At 53.0% G+C, this 16,532-nt stretch carries 16 protein-coding genes; 11 read left to right on the forward strand and 5 right to left on the reverse strand.

Annotated elements, in window-relative coordinates:
* Nucleotides 1–12: 12 nt before the first annotated feature.
* The 9 genes from accC (at nucleotide 13) to CFK45_RS05195 (ending at nucleotide 10,125) form a co-directional block, all read left to right on the forward strand.
* A complete protein-coding gene (gene accC / locus CFK45_RS05150) occupies nucleotides 13–1,356 on the forward strand; it encodes an acetyl-CoA carboxylase biotin carboxylase subunit (RefSeq protein ID WP_096085359.1) in 1,344 nt (447 codons plus the stop codon).
* 298 nt (nucleotides 1,357–1,654) lie between these two features.
* A complete protein-coding gene (gene prmA, locus CFK45_RS05160; RefSeq protein WP_096085361.1) occupies nucleotides 1,655–2,536 on the forward strand; it encodes a 50S ribosomal protein L11 methyltransferase in 882 nt (293 codons plus the stop codon).
* A 138-nt stretch (nucleotides 2,537–2,674) separates the two neighbouring features.
* Nucleotides 2,675–4,306, forward strand: coding sequence for a zinc-ribbon and DUF3426 domain-containing protein (locus CFK45_RS05165; RefSeq protein WP_096085362.1), 1,632 nt, complete (start codon nucleotides 2,675–2,677; stop codon nucleotides 4,304–4,306).
* Nucleotides 4,307–4,454: 148 nt separating this feature from the next.
* A complete protein-coding gene (gene dusB / locus CFK45_RS05170) occupies nucleotides 4,455–5,444 on the forward strand; it encodes a tRNA dihydrouridine synthase DusB (protein ID WP_096085363.1) in 990 nt (329 codons plus the stop codon).
* Complete coding sequence (gene fis / locus CFK45_RS05175) at nucleotides 5,441–5,755, forward strand: DNA-binding transcriptional regulator Fis (RefSeq protein WP_096085364.1); 315 nt, start codon at nucleotides 5,441–5,443, stop codon at nucleotides 5,753–5,755. Before dusB ends, fis begins: the two co-directional genes overlap by 4 nt.
* Nucleotides 5,756–5,836: 81 nt before the next feature.
* Nucleotides 5,837–7,423 (forward strand): bifunctional phosphoribosylaminoimidazolecarboxamide formyltransferase/IMP cyclohydrolase, encoded by a 1,587-nt coding sequence (gene purH, locus CFK45_RS05180; protein WP_096085365.1) that lies wholly within the window; start codon nucleotides 5,837–5,839, stop codon nucleotides 7,421–7,423.
* 195 nt (nucleotides 7,424–7,618) lie between these two features.
* Nucleotides 7,619–8,908: a phosphoribosylamine--glycine ligase gene (gene purD, locus CFK45_RS05185; protein ID WP_096085366.1), complete on the forward strand. Its 1,290-nt coding sequence runs from the start codon at nucleotides 7,619–7,621 to the stop codon at nucleotides 8,906–8,908.
* Between the two features lie 369 nt (nucleotides 8,909–9,277).
* The gene (locus CFK45_RS05190) at nucleotides 9,278–9,670 is read left to right on the forward strand and encodes a DUF3859 domain-containing protein (RefSeq protein WP_096085367.1); all 393 of its coding nucleotides are present in this window, start codon (nucleotides 9,278–9,280) and stop codon (nucleotides 9,668–9,670) included.
* On the forward strand, nucleotides 9,667–10,125 hold the full coding sequence (locus tag CFK45_RS05195; protein WP_096085368.1) for a PACE efflux transporter: 459 nt from the start codon (nucleotides 9,667–9,669) through the stop codon (nucleotides 10,123–10,125). The genes CFK45_RS05190 and CFK45_RS05195 overlap by 4 nt, the downstream gene beginning before the upstream one ends.
* Nucleotides 10,126–10,175: 50 nt before the next feature.
* Here the strand turns inward: CFK45_RS05195 and CFK45_RS05200 are convergent, their stop codons facing one another.
* Entirely contained in the window at nucleotides 10,176–11,639 is a 1,464-nt protein-coding gene (locus CFK45_RS05200) for an AAA family ATPase (protein WP_096085369.1), read from the reverse strand.
* 132 nt (nucleotides 11,640–11,771) lie between these two features.
* On the opposite strand from CFK45_RS05200, the gene coq7 reads away from it, so the two are divergent.
* Complete coding sequence (coq7, locus tag CFK45_RS05205) at nucleotides 11,772–12,410, forward strand: 2-polyprenyl-3-methyl-6-methoxy-1,4-benzoquinone monooxygenase (protein ID WP_096085370.1); 639 nt, start codon at nucleotides 11,772–11,774, stop codon at nucleotides 12,408–12,410.
* Between the two features lie 31 nt (nucleotides 12,411–12,441).
* Here coq7 and CFK45_RS05210 read toward each other — a convergent pair whose 3' ends face one another.
* Nucleotides 12,442–12,861 (reverse strand): OsmC family protein, encoded by a 420-nt coding sequence (locus CFK45_RS05210; protein ID WP_096085371.1) that lies wholly within the window; start codon nucleotides 12,859–12,861, stop codon nucleotides 12,442–12,444.
* Nucleotides 12,862–13,029: 168 nt separating this feature from the next.
* Between CFK45_RS05210 and crp the strand changes: the two genes are divergently transcribed.
* Entirely contained in the window at nucleotides 13,030–13,704 is a 675-nt protein-coding gene (gene crp / locus CFK45_RS05215; RefSeq protein ID WP_414630745.1) for a cAMP-activated global transcriptional regulator CRP, read from the forward strand.
* Between the two features lie 217 nt (nucleotides 13,705–13,921).
* Here the strand turns inward: crp and trpC are convergent, their stop codons facing one another.
* The 3 genes from trpC to CFK45_RS05230 all read right to left on the reverse strand — a co-directional run bounded on the left by trpC (nucleotide 13,922) and on the right by CFK45_RS05230 (nucleotide 16,467).
* A complete protein-coding gene (gene trpC / locus CFK45_RS05220; protein WP_096085372.1) occupies nucleotides 13,922–14,734 on the reverse strand; it encodes an indole-3-glycerol phosphate synthase TrpC in 813 nt (270 codons plus the stop codon).
* A 96-nt stretch (nucleotides 14,735–14,830) separates the two neighbouring features.
* Complete coding sequence (gene trpD / locus CFK45_RS05225) at nucleotides 14,831–15,862, reverse strand: anthranilate phosphoribosyltransferase (protein ID WP_096085373.1); 1,032 nt, start codon at nucleotides 15,860–15,862, stop codon at nucleotides 14,831–14,833.
* A 20-nt stretch (nucleotides 15,863–15,882) separates the two neighbouring features.
* The gene (locus tag CFK45_RS05230) at nucleotides 15,883–16,467 is read right to left on the reverse strand and encodes an anthranilate synthase component II (protein ID WP_096085374.1); all 585 of its coding nucleotides are present in this window, start codon (nucleotides 16,465–16,467) and stop codon (nucleotides 15,883–15,885) included.
* Between the last annotated feature and the right edge of the window lie 65 nt (nucleotides 16,468–16,532).

The raw sequence follows: 16,532 nt of genomic DNA on the forward strand, positions 1-16,532 counted from the left end.
GAGGCATAACTCATGTTTGAAAAGGTTCTGATTGCGAACCGCGGCGAGATTGCCCTGCGTATTTTGCGTGCCTGTAAAGAACTGGGCATCAAAACTGTAGCGGCTTATTCCAAAGCGGACCGCGACTTAAAACACGTTCTGCTCGCAGACGAAAGTGTGTGCATAGGCCCTAATGCCAGCACCGACAGTTATCTAAATATTCCGGCGATTATCAGCGCAATGGAAGTAACCGAGGCCACCGCCGTGCACCCCGGCTACGGCTTTCTTGCTGAAAATGCCGACTTTGCCGAACAGGTTCAAAAAAGCGGCTACGTCTTTATCGGCCCCGACCCGGATGTTATCCGCATGATGGGCGATAAAGTTGCAGCTATTGAGGCAATGAAAAAAGCTGGCGTGCCCACCGTGCCAGGCTCCGACGGCCCTCTGCCTGACGACTCTGCAAAGTGTGCCGAAATTGCCGAGCGCATTGGCTACCCCATCATCATCAAAGCTGCTGCCGGCGGCGGCGGTCGCGGCATGCGTGTTGTGCACGACGCCGAATCGCTGTGGGGCAGCGTGCAAATCACCAAAAGTGAAGCCGGCGCTGCGTTTGGCGACGACACGGTCTACATGGAGAAATTCCTGCAGAACCCACGTCACGTTGAAATCCAGGTGATGTCTGACGGCCAGGGCTCGGCCATTCACCTCTACGACCGCGACTGTTCTTTGCAGCGCCGCCATCAAAAAGTACTGGAAGAAGCCCCGGCCCCCGGTATCGACGCTGTGGCCCGCGAAGAAGTATACAAAGCCTGTACCCAGGCCTGTATAGAGATCGGCTATCGCGGCGCAGGCACCTTCGAGTTTTTGTATGAGGACGGTCGTTTTTATTTCATTGAAATGAATACCCGTATTCAGGTAGAGCACCCCGTCACCGAAATGGTTACCGGCGTCGATCTGATCCGCGAGCAAATCAAAGTGTGCTCCGGTGAAAAGCTGTCTTTTAAACAGGAAGACATCAAGCTCAACGGCCACGCTTTTGAGTGCCGTATTAACGCTGAAGACCCAAAAACCTTTATGCCTTCTCCGGGCCTTGTGGACAAGTTTCACGCCCCCGGCGGCCTCGGTGTTCGTGTCGACTCCCACCTCTACGGCGGCTACAAGGTTCCCCCTTACTACGATTCAATGATTGCCAAACTCATCACCCACGGTGACGACAGGCAAGTTGCACTGAAACGTATGGAAGTCGCCCTCGACGAGCTCGTGGTCGGCGGTATTAAAACCAATACCGACCTGCAAAAAGAACTGGTTCGCGACGAGGCCTTCAAAGAAGGTGGTGTCAACATTCACTATCTTGAGAAGAAGCTGGGCCTGCAGTAAATCATTTAATAGCGCTAGCCTTCGAGTTAGCGCTATTAGATTGGAAATCGCCCCGACTCAGGGACTTAGTGCCAAGCATGGCTCTATTCCAAGATTTACCCAAGCCTCATTGCTTCAGCACCTGAGTGTGAGGTGAGCGCAGCGGCTTTGCTGACCAGACCACGTGCCGCACGGATACGGCGGCCGAGTTTACTTGGATGTATTCACAGCGCGTCTGGGCAGTGAAGCCGTTGCGCTCACCGCACCAGGCTTTGATCAAGTAGATCAAGGCGTAATCTAACTGATAGACGAGCGCACTATGCCTTGGCTGCAACTCCGAATTGTTACCGACCCCGATCGCGCCGCTGCCGCTGAAAAAGCGCTAAACCACCACGGCTCGCTTTCCGTTACCTTTGAAGACAACGCCGATCAGCCAATCTTTGAACCCGAGCTCGGCGAAACGCCACTGTGGGCTGCCACCCGTATAACCGGGCTGTTCGAGGCCAAAGTGGATTCGCAAAGCATCGCCAACGATATTGCCAAGCGCTTAAAGTGCCCGGCCGAAAGCTTGCACTGGCACGTACTCGAAGACAAAGACTGGGAACGCGAGTGGATGAGCCACTACCACCCCATCGAGTGTGGCGAGAAACTCTGGATTTGCCCCAGCTGGTGCGAGCCACCCGATGCAAACGCGGTCAACCTTAAGCTTGACCCCGGCCTCGCTTTCGGTACAGGCACCCACCCGACAACGTTTTTATGCCTGCAGTGGTTAGCCGAGCAGGATGTAAACAATCTTGAAGTGGTCGACTTCGGCTGCGGCTCGGGCATACTCGGTATCGCCAGCCTCTTACTTGGCGCCAGGCAAGTGCACGGCGTCGATATCGACCCTCAAGCCCTGCTCGCCACACGCGACAATATTCAACGCAACGGTTTGGCGGCAGAACAAATGCCAGTTTACTTTCCGGACAAAGCCCCCGAGCAAGCGGTCGACTTGGTGCTTGCCAATATTCTTGCCGGCCCCCTGGTAGAATTAGCCCCACAGCTAATTAAGCTACTTAAACCTGGCGCCAAACTGTGCCTGAGCGGCATTCTCGCGAGCCAAAAAAACGCCATTGTCGAAGCCTATGAACACGCGCTTGAGTTTGAATACAGCAAAGAAAAAGATCAGTGGCTTTGCCTAGTTGGCAAAAAACGCGCTTAATGCTTTAGTTTCGCACTAGACTCAACTTTAATAGTTTTACCTAAGCCTACGTAAGGTTTAGACTTTATCTGACGTCAAACGTCGCGCACTGTCGCCCCTTCACTGGCGATTTCCCGAATTGTGAACCCCAGAACGGACATGAGTGACTTAATCACACGCTGCCCCAAGTGCTCTACCTCATTTAAGATTCAGCGCAGCCACCTCGACAAGGCCAAAGGTGCCGTTCGCTGCGGCTCGTGCTTGAGCATATTTAACGCCAAAGAGCATCTTATCAATGACGAGCAGGGGAGCAGCGATGCAACGGGTGCGCAACAAGACGGCCCTCCTATCGACTCGATTATCGCGCCGGAACCAAGCGCGCCAAATGACGATAATATTCCGCCAAAGTCTGAGCTTATTGAGAGCGAGGACGACTTATCCCAATCCCTAATTAGTGACGACGATGATGACGTCGACTTTGGCTTTGACGAAAACGTATTTTTTGCCCACAGCGCCAGTGAAGATGAACTAAACCTGTTCGAAAAAAAGATCGATGAAGCCGAACATGAAGAGGACGGCAACACTGAGGACGATGACGAGAGCTGGGCCCTATCTCTTCTGGCAGAAGAAGGCGAAGAGCTTGATCCGGAAGATCACGCCGCACTAGCAAACAAACACAAAACCACCGAAAAAAGTGCTGCGCCCGCGGCAAGTGAACACGAAAGCACTGAGCAAAACCAGGAACCGCCGTCAGCTGCACTCAGCGAAGACGAGTGGAAACAAATGACGGGCACGAGCTTTCGCATTATCGATGATGACGAGCTCGACGAAGCCCTGATCGACGACAATTTCGGCGAAGTCGATGAAAAAAACATTGACGACGACGACACCGGCTTAGCCCGCGAAGAGGAGCACGACAACGCCCCAGAACCGTCACACCTCGCTGAAACCGGTGAGCACCTGGCCATTACAACAGATGAGCTTTGCGGCATAGAAAATCTTTTCCAGGATGAAAAAGAGAGCGAAGCCAAACCCGAACCAGAAGAAGACGACGACGATTTCTTTTATCAGGACGACTTTGACCCCGGCCACACCGACCCTTCGCTACCAGCTTTTGCCCCACCTCTTGAGCACAGTGGCGAGCGAGAAATAGTCACAGACAAACAAGAAACACACGATGAGGCGCTGGGCTTCGAGCCCTTTGAGCAAGACTTTGAAGACGATGAGCCCGCGCCCAAACGCAAGAAAAACCGAGTGCTCGGTGAACTAGAGCCCGAACCGCTCGAGTTTTTAATGCCGCGTAACCTTACCTTTTGGCACGCGCCGGGGTTTTGGCTGTTGCTAAACCTGATACTGCTGAGTAGCGCAACCGCTCAGCTGGCCTATTTTAAGTTTGACGACTGGAGCAGAAATGAAAAGCTGCGCCCGTATTACCTAATTGCCTGCGAGGTCATCGGCTGCGACTTACCGGCCCTGAAAGATCTGCACGCCATCCGTATCGAAAGCATGGTTGTGCTGGACCACCCGGAAAAGAAAGGCATGTTATTGGTCGACGCAACACTGATGAACACAGCAAAGTTTGAGCAGCCATTTCCCGAACTAAAAATTAGCTTTTCAACGGTCAACCACGCCGTGCTCAGTGAAGCGGTCTTCTCCCCATCTCAATACGTTGGTGGCGAGCTCGCCGGGCGCAATACCATGCCCCCGAGGCACCCTATCCACATCACGCTCGACATCGCTGACCCCGGTGCGGATGCAGTGAACTATCAGATCTCCGTAGTCAAGCCCTAAACTGCACTTTTATTGATCAATTTGTATAAAAGCTGCATTCCCAACGGCCGCCGCCTTCGGTATGATAGCCCCCCTTTTTTGAGAGGGGGCGCCTTTTTGAGCAATAGTGCTCTAAGGCGACAGCGGACTTTCATCCAGTGGGGGAACAGTGTTGAAAATTGGCCCGTATGAGCTCGACAGCCCAGTTCTGCTCGCGCCAATGGCCGGCGTTACTGACCTCCCCTTTCGCAAGCTGTGCCGCCAGTTTGGCGCAGGATTGACAACCTCGGAGATGCTCACCAGCGATACCAAGCTCTGGCATAGCCGAAAAAGCGCCAGCCGCCTGGTTGTCGAACCGCAAGACTGGCCTGTCAGTATGCAAATTGCTGGCAGCGAACCCTCGGAGCTCGCTGAAGCCGCGCAAGCCTGTGTTGAACTCGGTGCCCAGATTATCGACATCAATATGGGCTGCCCAGCCAAAAAAGTGTGTAAAAAAGCCGCCGGCTCAGCACTGCTCGGCGATGAAAAACAAGTAGAACGCATCCTTCGAGCCGTTGTCGAAGCGGTTGAAGTTCCGGTGACATTAAAAACACGCACCGGCATTGCGCCCGAACAAAAAAACGGCCCCCGGGTAGCAAAACTTGCAGAAGACATTGGGGTCAGCGCGGTCGCTATTCATGGCCGCACACGCGCCTGTCGTTTTAACGGCGAGGCCGAATACAAAACAATTAAGAATATTGCCGCTGAGCTAGACATTCCGGTACTGGCCAATGGCGATATCAACAGCGCTGCGAAAGCGGCCGCTGTGAAGCACAATACCGGAGCAGCGGCCGTACTGATCGGTCGCGCAGCCCTGGGGCAACCCTGGCTGTTTAGAGAGATGAAGCATTTTCTGGTTACGGGCGCCTTGCCAGCCCCGCTAAACCTGAAACAAAAAAAGCAAGTAATTGAACAACACCTCAATGACTTGCACGCATTTTACGGCCCAGTGCAGGGCACAAGAATTGCGCGCAAGCATTTTGGCTGGTACTGCCAATACCTAGCCAACGGCGAACACTGGAGGAAACAGTTCAACCAACTGCAAGAGGCCGAGCAACAGCTCGAGCTAACCGACAAATATTTTCAATGGCTTTTTAGTTACGAGGAAGAAGCAGCATGAATACAGCGGACACGCTACTTACAGACCGAAACACTGACTTTGCCAGTCAGGTACCTGCGGCCAAAGACTATGTCGCGCCCCAGGATCAGTCTTTGCGTGACAGCGTCGAGCGCGCCGTAAGCAACTACTTTGAGCACCTGGAAGGTCACGACGTTACCGACGTCTACGAAATGGTGCTCGCTGAAGTCGAAGCCCCATTACTTGAAGTAGTGATGAAATACACTCGCCACAACCAAACCCGCGCCGCCAACGTGCTGGGCCTGAACCGAGGTACGCTGCGCAAGAAGCTAAAGCAGTACGGACTGCTTTAATCTCAAAATAATAGTGAAATACGAAAAGGGCCTTGTGCCCTTTTCTTGGTTTAAGAAGCCCTCCAACCAAGGTCGAGGCCCATGTCAGAAAAAAACTTAGTCAAAGTTAAACGCGCACTGATCAGCGTCAGTGATAAAAACGGTATTGTTGAATTTGCTCAAGCACTGAGCAATCAAGGTGTACAACTGCTCTCTACCGGCGGCACCTTTCGCCTGCTGCAAGAAAATAATATTGCCGTCACCGAAGTCAGTGACTACACCGGTTTCCCGGAAATGATGGACGGCCGCGTAAAAACTTTGCACCCTAAAGTCCACGGTGGCATCCTCGGCCGTCGCGGTCAGGACGATGCCATTATGGCCGAGCACGGCATTGATCAAATCGACATGGTCGTGGTTAACCTCTACCCCTTTGCACAAACCGTTGCCAAAGAAGGCTGCACCCTGCCAGATGCGATTGAAAATATCGATATCGGCGGCCCGACCATGGTTCGCTCCGCTGCGAAAAACTTTAACGACGTTGCGATAGTTGTAAACGCCTCGAGCTACGAAGCGGTGCTAGCAGAAATGAACAGCAACGACGGCCAGCTGAGCCGCGCAACTCGTTTTGATCTGAGTGTACAGGCTTTTGAGCACACCGCCGGCTACGACGGCATGATTGCCAACTACCTCGGCGCTAAGGTCCTCAACACTGAAGATTTAGAAGCCGAATTCCCTCGCACCTTTAACAGCCAGTTCCAGTTGACTCAAAGCATGCGCTACGGTGAAAACCCTCACCAGAACGCTGCGTTTTATGTCGACAAGAACTTCGAAGGCGCCAGCATCAGCACGGCCAAACAGTTGCAAGGTAAAGAACTGAGCTTTAACAACGTGGCCGATACTGACGCGGCCCTCGAAACCGTTAAGCAATTTGACGAGCCGGCCTGTGTTATCGTCAAGCACGCGAATCCTTGTGGCGTTGCTGTTAACGACAGCATTCTCGCCGCTTACGAACAAGCCTTTGCCACCGACCCAGAATCTGCCTTCGGCGGCATTATCGCGTTTAACCGCGAGCTTGATGCAGCAACGGCGTCTGCAATTGTTGAAAAACAATTTGTTGAAGTAATCATCGCGCCAACGATCGCAGCCGATGCAGTTGAAGTAGTTAAAGCGAAGAAAAACGTTCGCCTGCTTGAGTGTGGTCAGTGGGATGCGGCAATGACTGCCGGTTACGACTACAAAAAAGTTACCGGTGGCCTGCTGGTTCAAGACCGCGACAACGGCATTATCACTGCCGGCGATCTGAAAATCGTCAGCAAGCGCCAGCCGACTGAAGACGAAATCCGCGATCTGCTGTTTGCCTGGAAAGTTGGCAAGATGGTTAAGTCCAACGCGATTGTTTACGCACTGAATAACCAAACCGTTGGTATCGGTGCCGGCCAGATGAGCCGTGTTAACTCTGCACGTATCGCTGCGATTAAAGCTGAGCACGCCGGATTTGAAGTACCGGGTTCGGTTATGGCTTCAGATGCATTCTTCCCGTTCCGCGACGGTATCGATAACGCCGCTAAAGTTGGAATTAAAGCTGTCATTCAGCCGGGCGGATCTATGCGCGATGAAGAAGTTATCGCAGCTGCTGACGAGCACGATATGGCGATGGTATTTACTGGCATGCGTCACTTCCGTCACTAAGATTAAAGACCGCCACAATTCAGGGGAAGGCACTCAGCGCCGCTCTAGACTCCCTGTGCGCTAAGCGGCCGCTCCCGGCGGCCGATTGCCCTTCGCAGCTCCCCCTGAATTGCGGCTAAGTGCCAAAGCTTAAGCTGTACAAACAAAACCTATTCAAAGTACACACTCTGAGTAGGTCCTGAAAAGGAAAGACAAATGAAAATTTTAGTAATTGGTGGCGGTGGCCGCGAACATGCTCTGGCCTGGAAAGCAGCTCAGAGCGCCAATGTTGAAACTGTATTTTTGGCTCCGGGCAATGCCGGTAGCGCGCGCGACAACAAACTTAAGAACGTCGATATCGACGTAGGCGATTTCGAAAAGCTCGCGGATTTTGCCAAGATGGAAGGTGTTGAGCTGACTATTGTTGGCCCTGAAGCGCCACTGGTTGACGGTGTGGTCGACTTCTTTAAAGAAAAGGGCCTGGCTTGCTTCGGCCCAAGTAAAGGCGCTTCTCAGCTTGAAGGCTCCAAAGCCTTCACCAAAGACTTCCTCGCCCGCCACAATATTCCTACCGCTGCCTACCAGAGCTTTACCGAAGTTGAGCCTGCGCTGGCCTATTTGAAAGAGCAAGGCGCGCCTATTGTTGTTAAGGCTGACGGCCTTGCTGCAGGTAAAGGCGTAATTGTTGCGATGGATCTTGAGACTGCTGAAGAAGCGGTTAAAGACATGTTAAGTGGCAACGCCTTTGGCGATGCTGGCTGTCGCGTAGTGATCGAAGAGTTTCTGACCGGTGAAGAGGCGTCATTTATCGTTATCGCCGATGGCGTTAACGTTCTGCCTATGGCAACCAGTCAGGATCACAAACGCGCTGGCGACGGCGACACGGGTTTAAATACCGGTGGCATGGGCGCTTACAGCCCGGCTCCTGTTGTTACTGACGAAGTTTACGCCCGCATTATGGATGAGGTCATTATGCCGACCATTCGCGGCATGGCAGCCGAGGGCAATGACTACACTGGTTTCCTCTACGCGGGTCTGATGATCAACGAAGAAGGCGCACCAAAGGTTATCGAATATAACTGTCGTTTTGGTGACCCTGAAACCCAGCCCATTATGATGCGTTTGCAGAGCGACCTTCCTGCGCTTTGTCAGGCAGCTCTCGATGGCAAGCTCGACCAGTGTGAAACCAAATGGGACGAGCGTCCGGCTGTTGGTGTTGTTCTCGCCGCTGGCGGTTACCCGGGTTCTTACAACAAGGGTGATGTGATTAACGGTCTCGATGGCATCGATACTGACAGCGCGAAAGTTTTCCACGCTGGCACTTCAGAAAAAGACGGCAACGTTGTCACCAACGGCGGCCGTGTTTTGTGTGCGACGGCGCTTGGCAACTCTGTGACCGAAGCTCAGAAAGCAGCTTACGATCTTGCCAATAAGATCGACTGGAAAGACGTCTACAAACGCAACGATATTGCCTATCGTGCAATTGCGCGTGAGCAAGGCGAATAACTGAGGGGAGCAAATAGCTGAGAGTGCATTCAGGAGACGTCGTAAACCCATCCATGGGGACTTGACCGCCGCATCCATGCGGCAGACACTCCTTCATACACCCTCAACTCTTCGCTCTCTGACAAAGTGCCACATCCAAACGGGGCAAATCTGACTCTGCGATCGTGGCACTGAGGAAGCTGATAATAAAGGTGCGAGGGACCGTTGATGGCATGGATGCCATCGTCGAGCCTACATGGATGTATTAACGGCATGTCCCGAGGGCCTTTATTATCAGCTTCCGCTCCCTGCTCGAGGCACTAAGCCAAGCTGTGCCACCAACTTCCTAGCAGCCAATCCCAACTCCCTCATTTCAAATACCAGAAACAAATGCCTAAGAGTAAGACTGAAGTAAAACTGGTGAGTTACGGAATTTATTCACAGTGGGATAGTGAATCTAAAGATTTACCAAAACTCCTAAAGTTTACGACTGATATTCCCGCTGAGATCGATATTGAATTTGGCTTTATCGTCAATATCAAAAAAGCCAAAGGAAAACAGCTTCACTACTGTATTAAACACCCCGGTATACTCGATGAAAATGGGCAGCTTCGTGCAGCGTTTCGCGGTACTGTTTATGTGCGGGATAACAACTGGAGCTTTTTTCTCGGCGACACGATTTGGCCACCCATTGCCGATAAACTCGGTGCCTGGCATTTAAGCCTTGAACTCGATGGCAAGCTTATCGCCGAAAAGACCTTTGAAATACAAAACCAATTATGAGCGTTAAAGAACGTATTTTTCACATGCTGCTGTTTGAGGCAATCGCGCTGTTATTATTTACTGCGGCTGCGGTTGTATTTACCGGTGATGGCGCATTAAAAATGTCTACACTCGCGCTGGTATTATCGCTGATAGCAATGAGCTGGAACTACTTCTTCAACTGGGCCTTTGATCGCATCTACGGCGCCGAGCGCATTAAGCGCGGCTTAAAATTGCGAGCCTGGCACGCCACCACCTTTGAGCTCGGCATGGTCATCTTATCGTTTCCAGTGATTATGCTCTGGCTCGATCTGGGGTTTTGGGGCGTATTGTTATTTGACGCCGCAGCTGTCAGCTTCTTTTTTATCTACGCAATCATTTACAACTGGCTTTACGACCAAATCCGCTTTCGTTTACTCGGGCCTATTGAGCAGTCGCCGAAGTTAGAATCAAAAGCGGAAACGACGTCAAACTAAAACCTCCCAAAAACACCGGGCCACTGTCAAATGCCGGCACACAGCATCACTCACGCCGGCACCGAACGATCGGCCGCCCAGCTTCTGAGCGCTGCCATTTTCTCAGCTTGCAGCACGCTCAGCGGGCGTGTTTGGGCCAGCGCTTCGCACAAATGTGCTTGATTAAGCTCGATCGCCTCAGCTTGCGCGTGATAACAAGCCGAAACCAGCGCCTGCTCTATTTCCGCACCGGTAAAGGCGGCACTGGCCGACGCTAACTCGGATAAATCAAAGTGCTCACTACTTATAGCGCGCTTGTGTAAATGCAGCTTAAAAATCTCTGCCCGGACCTCTGCATCGGGCAGATCGACAAAAAATACTTCGTCAAAACGCCCCTTGCGCATCAGCTCTGGGGGCAATTGGCTAATGTCATTGCTGGTGGCAACCAGAAAAACCTTGCTGCGGCGCTCGGCCATCCAGGTTAGCAAAGTGCCAAGTAAACGCTTACCGACTGAGTTGTCAGCATCTTCCGCCAAACCTTTTTCGAGCTCATCAATCCACAAAACGCAGGGCTGCATGTTGTCGGCAAGCTTGAGCGCTTCGCGCAGGTTGCGCTCGGTCTCACCGATATACTTGTTGTACAGGGCCGCCATATCCAAGCGCAGCAGTGGCAGCTGCCACATGCCTGCAACCGCCTTCGCTGCAAGACTTTTGCCGCCTCCTTGCACACCAAAAAGTAACAGGCCCTTGAGTGTATCCGGTGCGTCATCAAACATGGCCGGCTTGCGTTTCTCCAGCCAGGCTTTCATATTTCGAAAACCCGCCACATCGGCAAGCCCGGCCGTTTGGTACTCAAAGTGCAGCACGCTGTCCATATCCATCAGCGCAAACTTAGCTTTGTTAAGCGCCGGCACGTCGCTTTCGCTAATCGCACCATCGTCGGCAATTGCCCCCCAAGCCAGGCGCTTAACATCCTCGTGCGGCAGGCCTTTTAAATTCTGTACCAGCAGCTCAAGACTTTGCGCATCCGTTTTTACCCGCTGCCCACCGTTCTCTTCTTGCCAGCGCCGCGCTTCGAGCCGAACCAGGGCCGCAATTTCATTTTCATCCGGAAGCTTAAGTTTTGCTTTGGCGCTCAGGCGGGTGAGCTCGGGCGGTACAGTCAGGCGATGACTCAGCAAAAGCACCTTTTGCTCGTTGCCGAGGCCAAGCTGCGCGATATCTTTAAGTAGGCGAATAATCAAGGCATCGTCAAGAAACGCATGCATGTCACACAGCACAAATAAATGCGGGCCACTTACAGCCTTCATGTGGCGCAGCGCAGCTTCGGGCTCGGCGTAGTTCTCGGCCTCACTGAGTTCAAGGCCAAAACCCAACGGCGCAATGCCGTCGGTGCGGGTCCAGTAACTCGCGGCAACATTCATCTGCCTGGCGTGAGCGCTCAGTAATTCAAGGGCACGGCGCTCGTCAAAGCTCTCCAGTACAATCAACGGTGCGCGACCGCGCAGCAATATACCCAGGTCACTATTGTTCATGGTCCTTCCTTAAACAGCGGCCAATGCCTTGTTAAACTTTTCCACTTAGCCCACCTCCGAACCAGAAAAGCGCTACCCAAATATTGGAGGCGGCGGTACAGTGTAGGTGAATACGCTCAAACACAGAAGAATATGCGCCAACTATCCCTGTTAGATCAATTTATCTGCGAGGCAGACCGCGCCCTGCGCTCGCTGAGCCCAAATACCAAGCCGGCCATGCACAGCTCTCCGGCCGACGGTGTGGCCGAAGCCGAGCTCGATAGCAAACAGAAAAAGCATGCCGCCGGGCTGATGCGTGTCAACCACAGCGGTGAGGTGTGTGCTCAAGCTCTGTATCAGGGCCAGGCATTAACGGCAAAATTAACGGCGGTCAGAGAAGAAATGCAGCAGGCCGCCGACGAAGAAATAGATCACCTGGCCTGGTGTGAAGCGCGCTTAAAAGAGCTCGACAGCCACGCCAGCGTATTTAATCCGCTTTGGTACGGGCTCAGTTTTAGCATAGGCGCCGGCGCGGGTTTGATCAGCGACAAAGTCAGCTTAGGTTTTGTCGCGGCAACGGAGGAGCGAGTCTGCGCTCATTTAGAAGAGCATTTGCAGAGCCTGCCAGAGAACGACTTGCGCTCCAGAGCCGTCGTCACACAAATGCTTAAAGACGAAGCCAAACACCAGCATATGGCCCTGGAAGCCGGCGGCTACAACTTTCCTCGGCCGATAAAGCAGGCCATGACGTTTATCAGCAAAATCATGACCTCAAGCAGCTATAGAATTTAAGTGGTCTAAGACCTAAACAGCTGGCGCCTCGCTATGACTCCAAGATCTCATAGCTGTGGCTTACCTCAACGCCTGCAGCTTCGAGCATAATCGAGGCCGAGCAATACTTTTCAGCCGAGAGTGCGACCGCCCGCTTAACCAAGGCTTCTTTTAAGCTCTGCCCCTTGACCTTAAAGTGCAGGTGAATTTTGGTAAATACCGCCGGTACGGCGTCGGCTCGCTCGGCCTCAATATCGACATCCACGTCGTCGATCTGCTGGCGACTCTTTTGCAAAATACTGACAACATCAAAGGTCGAACAGCCGCCCAAACCCAACAACAGCATTTCCATTGGGCGCGGACCCTGGTTTTCCCCACCGTGATCCGGTGGGCCGTCCATCGTTACAGAATGGCCCGAGCCCGACTCAGCAACAAACTTGGCCTTGCCGGCCCAGGAGACTTTCGCTTTCATTTTTTTACTCAAACTGTGCTATTGGTCCGCCTATATGAGGCATTAGTCCGAAAAATTCAAGTCTGCGCTGGCACAAGAACAGACTTTTGTGCCAAGATCAGCGCCTGCTTTACCCGAAGCCGCAATTTGGACGGCTACATAGCTGCCCAAAATCTGCAATCAGGCACTATGATAATTAGAAACGGAATCAAACCTGAGGCTCAAGTTTTGATCACTGCACCAATTACGCCACACATCGATAACGTCGACACATTTTTAGCGCACTGCCACCGTCGCCGCTATCCAGCAAAAAGCACTCTTATCTACGCAGGCGATAAAAGCGACTCGCTGTACTACATCATCAAAGGCTCAGTCACCGTACTGATCGAAGACGATGAAGGCCGTGAAATGATTGTCGCCTACTTAAATGACGGCGACTTCTTCGGCGAAATGGGCTTATTTGCTCAAGAAGACAGCCGCAGCGCCTGGGTCAGGGCAAAAACGGAATGTGAAATCGGTGAAATTAGCTACGCCAAGTTTCAGGAACTGAGCGACAGTCACCCGGAATTTTTGTTTGCCCTGGGCACACAAATGGCCAAGCGCCTGCGCAATACCACACGTAAAGTTGGCGACCTGGCTTTTCTTGACGTTACTGGCCGTGTCGCACGCACCTTGCTTGACCTGTGCAAAGAGCCCGACGCAATGACCCACCCAGACGGCATGCAAATCAAGATTACCCGCCAGGAAATCGGCCGCATTGTTGGCTGCTCGCGGGAAATGGTTGGCCGCGTACTTAAAACACTCGAAGACCAGGGCCTGGTCAGCGTCAAAGGTAAAACCATGGTGGTATTTAACACCCGCTAGCCCTCTGCTTAACGCCGGTGTTTGCGCTGTGCCGCTGCCAGAGCCCTTAGTTATAAGCCTCACATAAAGGCCTTGCGGCATCCTTGCCCAGCACATAAGCGGCCACACAAATAACAAGGCTGCGCTGATACAGACTCAACGCAGTAAAAAACAAAAAAGGCGCCAGTTAGCGCCTTTTTTGTTTTTTACTAATCGGGAATGCCTAAAGCCACGACCGTTACACAAACAGCTCTCTGAGTTTATCGCCCGGCTCGCTGGCTCTCATCATGCTCTCACCAACAAGAAAACTGTTCACGCCGCTGCGGCGCATCAGCGCAACATGCTCTGGCTCGAGTATGCCACTCTCGGTGACAACCACGCGCTCGTCTGGAATTTGCTCAAGCAGGTTTAGGGTTGTATTCAGGCTGACCTCAAAGCTGTGCAAGTTGCGATTGTTAATACCAATAAGTTTATTTGGCAGCGACAGAGCCTGCTCAAGCTCGTGTTCATCGTGTACTTCTACAAGTACATCCAGGCCGAGCTCTGCGGCAAGCGCATTGAGATCCTGCAACTGGCTGAACTCAAGCGCGGCCACGATTAATAAAATACAATCGGCACCGAGCGCTTTTGCTTCGTAGAGCTGATAAGGCTCGACCAAAAAATCTTTGCGAATCACAGGCAGCTGGCAGGCCGCTCGAGCCTCTTGCAAATAACTGTCCGCGCCCTGGAAAAAATCAACATCCGTCAGCACCGACAAACACGCCGCTCCGGCTTCGGCGTAGCTGCGGGCGCAATCGGCCGGCACAAAATGCTCGCGGATCACCCCTTTGCTCGGCGATGCTTTTTTAATTTCAGCAATCACCGCGCTGTCACCGAGAGCAAGCTTGTTTAACATCGCATCGACAAACCCGCGAAACTCGCTCTCGCGCTCATCGGCACGCAGTTTCATATCTGCCAGAGAGCAGTGCTTACTGCGCTCGGCAATTTCTTCGTACTTGCGCTGAATAATTTTTTTCAGCACGGTTGGAGTATCTTGCACAATAAATTCCAGCTATTTGCTGACAGCCCCGTCGCAATCAATGCGCCGTAGCTGTCGTTGTCTATCCGCGAAGCGTATCCTAAAAGCCGCCTCTGTAATTTTTCACGGCTACTGCGCCTGGCTAAACTGCACCAAGGCCTTAAGTTTTTCTGCCGCACCGCCGCTGTGAATAGCGTCTTCGGCCATCGCCACGCCCTGCTCCAGGCTGCTCGCCACACCGGCCACATAAATAGCCGCGCCGGCGTTCAGCGCAATAATCGCCTGCGCTTTCTCGGCGACGGCGCTCTTGTCGTTGTTAAACACCGAGTTAATCAGAGCCAGGCTCTGTTCGGCGCTTTCAACTTCGAGCCCGTCGAGCGAATCGTAGCCAGCCAAACCGAGCTGCTCAGCTGCGATTGAGTACTCGCTGATTTTTCCGTCCTTGAGCTCCGCCACCTGGGTGTCACCGACAATAGAAAACTCGTCAAGCCCATCATCGGCGTGCACAACCAGTACGTGCTCGGAGCCAAGCTTTTTTAGCACCTCGGCGAGTGGCCGGCAAAGCGCCCGGCTAAACACTCCGAGCACCTGGCGCTTCACCCCCGCGGGGTTTGTCATCGGTCCAAGCATATTAAACACTGTGCGCAGACCCAGCTCTTTTCTCGGGCCGATGGCGTGCTTCATAGCACCGTGGTGAGCCGGCGCAAACATAAAGCCAACACCGAGTCTCTCAACAGCGCGAGCAACCTGCTCAGGGCTAATATCCAGGCGCACACCTGCCGCCTCGAGCACATCGGCACTGCCGCTAGAACTGCTGACAGAGCGGTTGCCGTGTTTGGCGACGTGACCACCGGCAGCGGCAACAACAAACGCAGCAGCCGTACTGACATTAAAAATATTGGCGCCGTCACCGCCAGTGCCACAGGTATCGACCAGGTTTTCAGCGTCGATGACAACTGGCGTCGCCAGTTCGCGCATGACCTGAGCGGCACCGCTAATCTCGTCGACGGTTTCACCTTTCATGCGCAGCGCAACAAGCATCGCCGCAATCTGTGCATCGCTCGCCTGGCCTGTCATCACCTGGCGCATTAACTCCGCCATTTGCACCTGGCTGAGATCCTGGCGCTCCACCAGAGCTGATAATGCGTTTTTTATATCCATGTGCCTGCCTCTGGTTTAACTCAAACGGTGAGCTCTAAAAAATTTTGCAATAAACGGTGGCCGTGCTCGCTCAAAATAGACTCGGGGTGAAACTGCACACCTTCAATGGCGTAGTCGCGATGGCGCACCCCCATAATCTCATCGATGCCGCCGCGCTCGTTTTGAGTCCACGCGGTGATTTCTAAGCAATCCGGCAAAGTATTTTTATCGATGACCAGGGAGTGGTAACGAGTTGCTTCAAACGGGCTGGGCAGACCTGAAAATACACCTTTATTAGCGTGGTGCATGCACGAGAGTTTACCGTGCATAACTTGTGAGGCTCGAACAATATCGCCGCCAAAGGCCTGACCGATGCTCTGGTGCCCCAGGCAAATGCCCAGTAGCGGTACGCGCCCTTTAAAGGCTTCGATGACCGCGACGGATACACCCGCCTCCTTTGGTGTGCACGGGCCGGGGCTGATCACGATGCGCTCCGGTTCAAGCGCCTCGATCTGCTCCAGCGTCAACTCATCGTTGCGCACGACTTTGACCTCAGCTTTTAGCTCAGCCAAATATTGCACAACGTTGTAAGTGAAAGAATCGTAGTTGTCGATCATTAGCAGCATGATCAGGCCCCCATATAAGCAAGGCAGACATTATAGGTCGCCGCGCGCGCGAGACAAGGCGCATT

The sequence above is a fragment of the Agaribacterium haliotis genome (assembly GCF_002312815.1).
Taxonomy (GTDB): domain Bacteria; phylum Pseudomonadota; class Gammaproteobacteria; order Pseudomonadales; family Cellvibrionaceae; genus Agaribacterium; species Agaribacterium haliotis.

What these genes read in the sequence shown, in the direction of transcription:
- accC (WP_096085359.1), top strand. Translation starts at nt 13, where the DNA reads ATGTTTGAAAAGGTTCTGATTGCGAACCGCGGCGAGATTGCCCTGCGT.
- prmA (WP_096085361.1), top strand. Translation starts at nt 1,655, where the DNA reads ATGCCTTGGCTGCAACTCCGAATTGTTACCGACCCCGATCGCGCCGCT.
- CFK45_RS05165 (WP_096085362.1), top strand. Translation starts at nt 2,675, where the DNA reads ATGAGTGACTTAATCACACGCTGCCCCAAGTGCTCTACCTCATTTAAG.
- fis (WP_096085364.1), top strand. Translation starts at nt 5,441, where the DNA reads ATGAATACAGCGGACACGCTACTTACAGACCGAAACACTGACTTTGCC.
- purH (WP_096085365.1), top strand. Translation starts at nt 5,837, where the DNA reads ATGTCAGAAAAAAACTTAGTCAAAGTTAAACGCGCACTGATCAGCGTC.
- purD (WP_096085366.1), top strand. Translation starts at nt 7,619, where the DNA reads ATGAAAATTTTAGTAATTGGTGGCGGTGGCCGCGAACATGCTCTGGCC.
- CFK45_RS05190 (WP_096085367.1), top strand. Translation starts at nt 9,278, where the DNA reads ATGCCTAAGAGTAAGACTGAAGTAAAACTGGTGAGTTACGGAATTTAT.
- CFK45_RS05195 (WP_096085368.1), top strand. Translation starts at nt 9,667, where the DNA reads ATGAGCGTTAAAGAACGTATTTTTCACATGCTGCTGTTTGAGGCAATC.
- CFK45_RS05200 (WP_096085369.1), bottom strand. Translation starts at nt 11,639, where the DNA reads ATGAACAATAGTGACCTGGGTATATTGCTGCGCGGTCGCGCACCGTTG.
- coq7 (WP_096085370.1), top strand. Translation starts at nt 11,772, where the DNA reads ATGCGCCAACTATCCCTGTTAGATCAATTTATCTGCGAGGCAGACCGC.
- CFK45_RS05210 (WP_096085371.1), bottom strand. Translation starts at nt 12,861, where the DNA reads ATGAAAGCGAAAGTCTCCTGGGCCGGCAAGGCCAAGTTTGTTGCTGAG.
- crp (WP_414630745.1), top strand. Translation starts at nt 13,030, where the DNA reads ATGATAATTAGAAACGGAATCAAACCTGAGGCTCAAGTTTTGATCACT.
- trpD (WP_096085373.1), bottom strand. Translation starts at nt 15,862, where the DNA reads ATGGATATAAAAAACGCATTATCAGCTCTGGTGGAGCGCCAGGATCTC.
- CFK45_RS05230 (WP_096085374.1), bottom strand. Translation starts at nt 16,467, where the DNA reads ATGCTGCTAATGATCGACAACTACGATTCTTTCACTTACAACGTTGTG.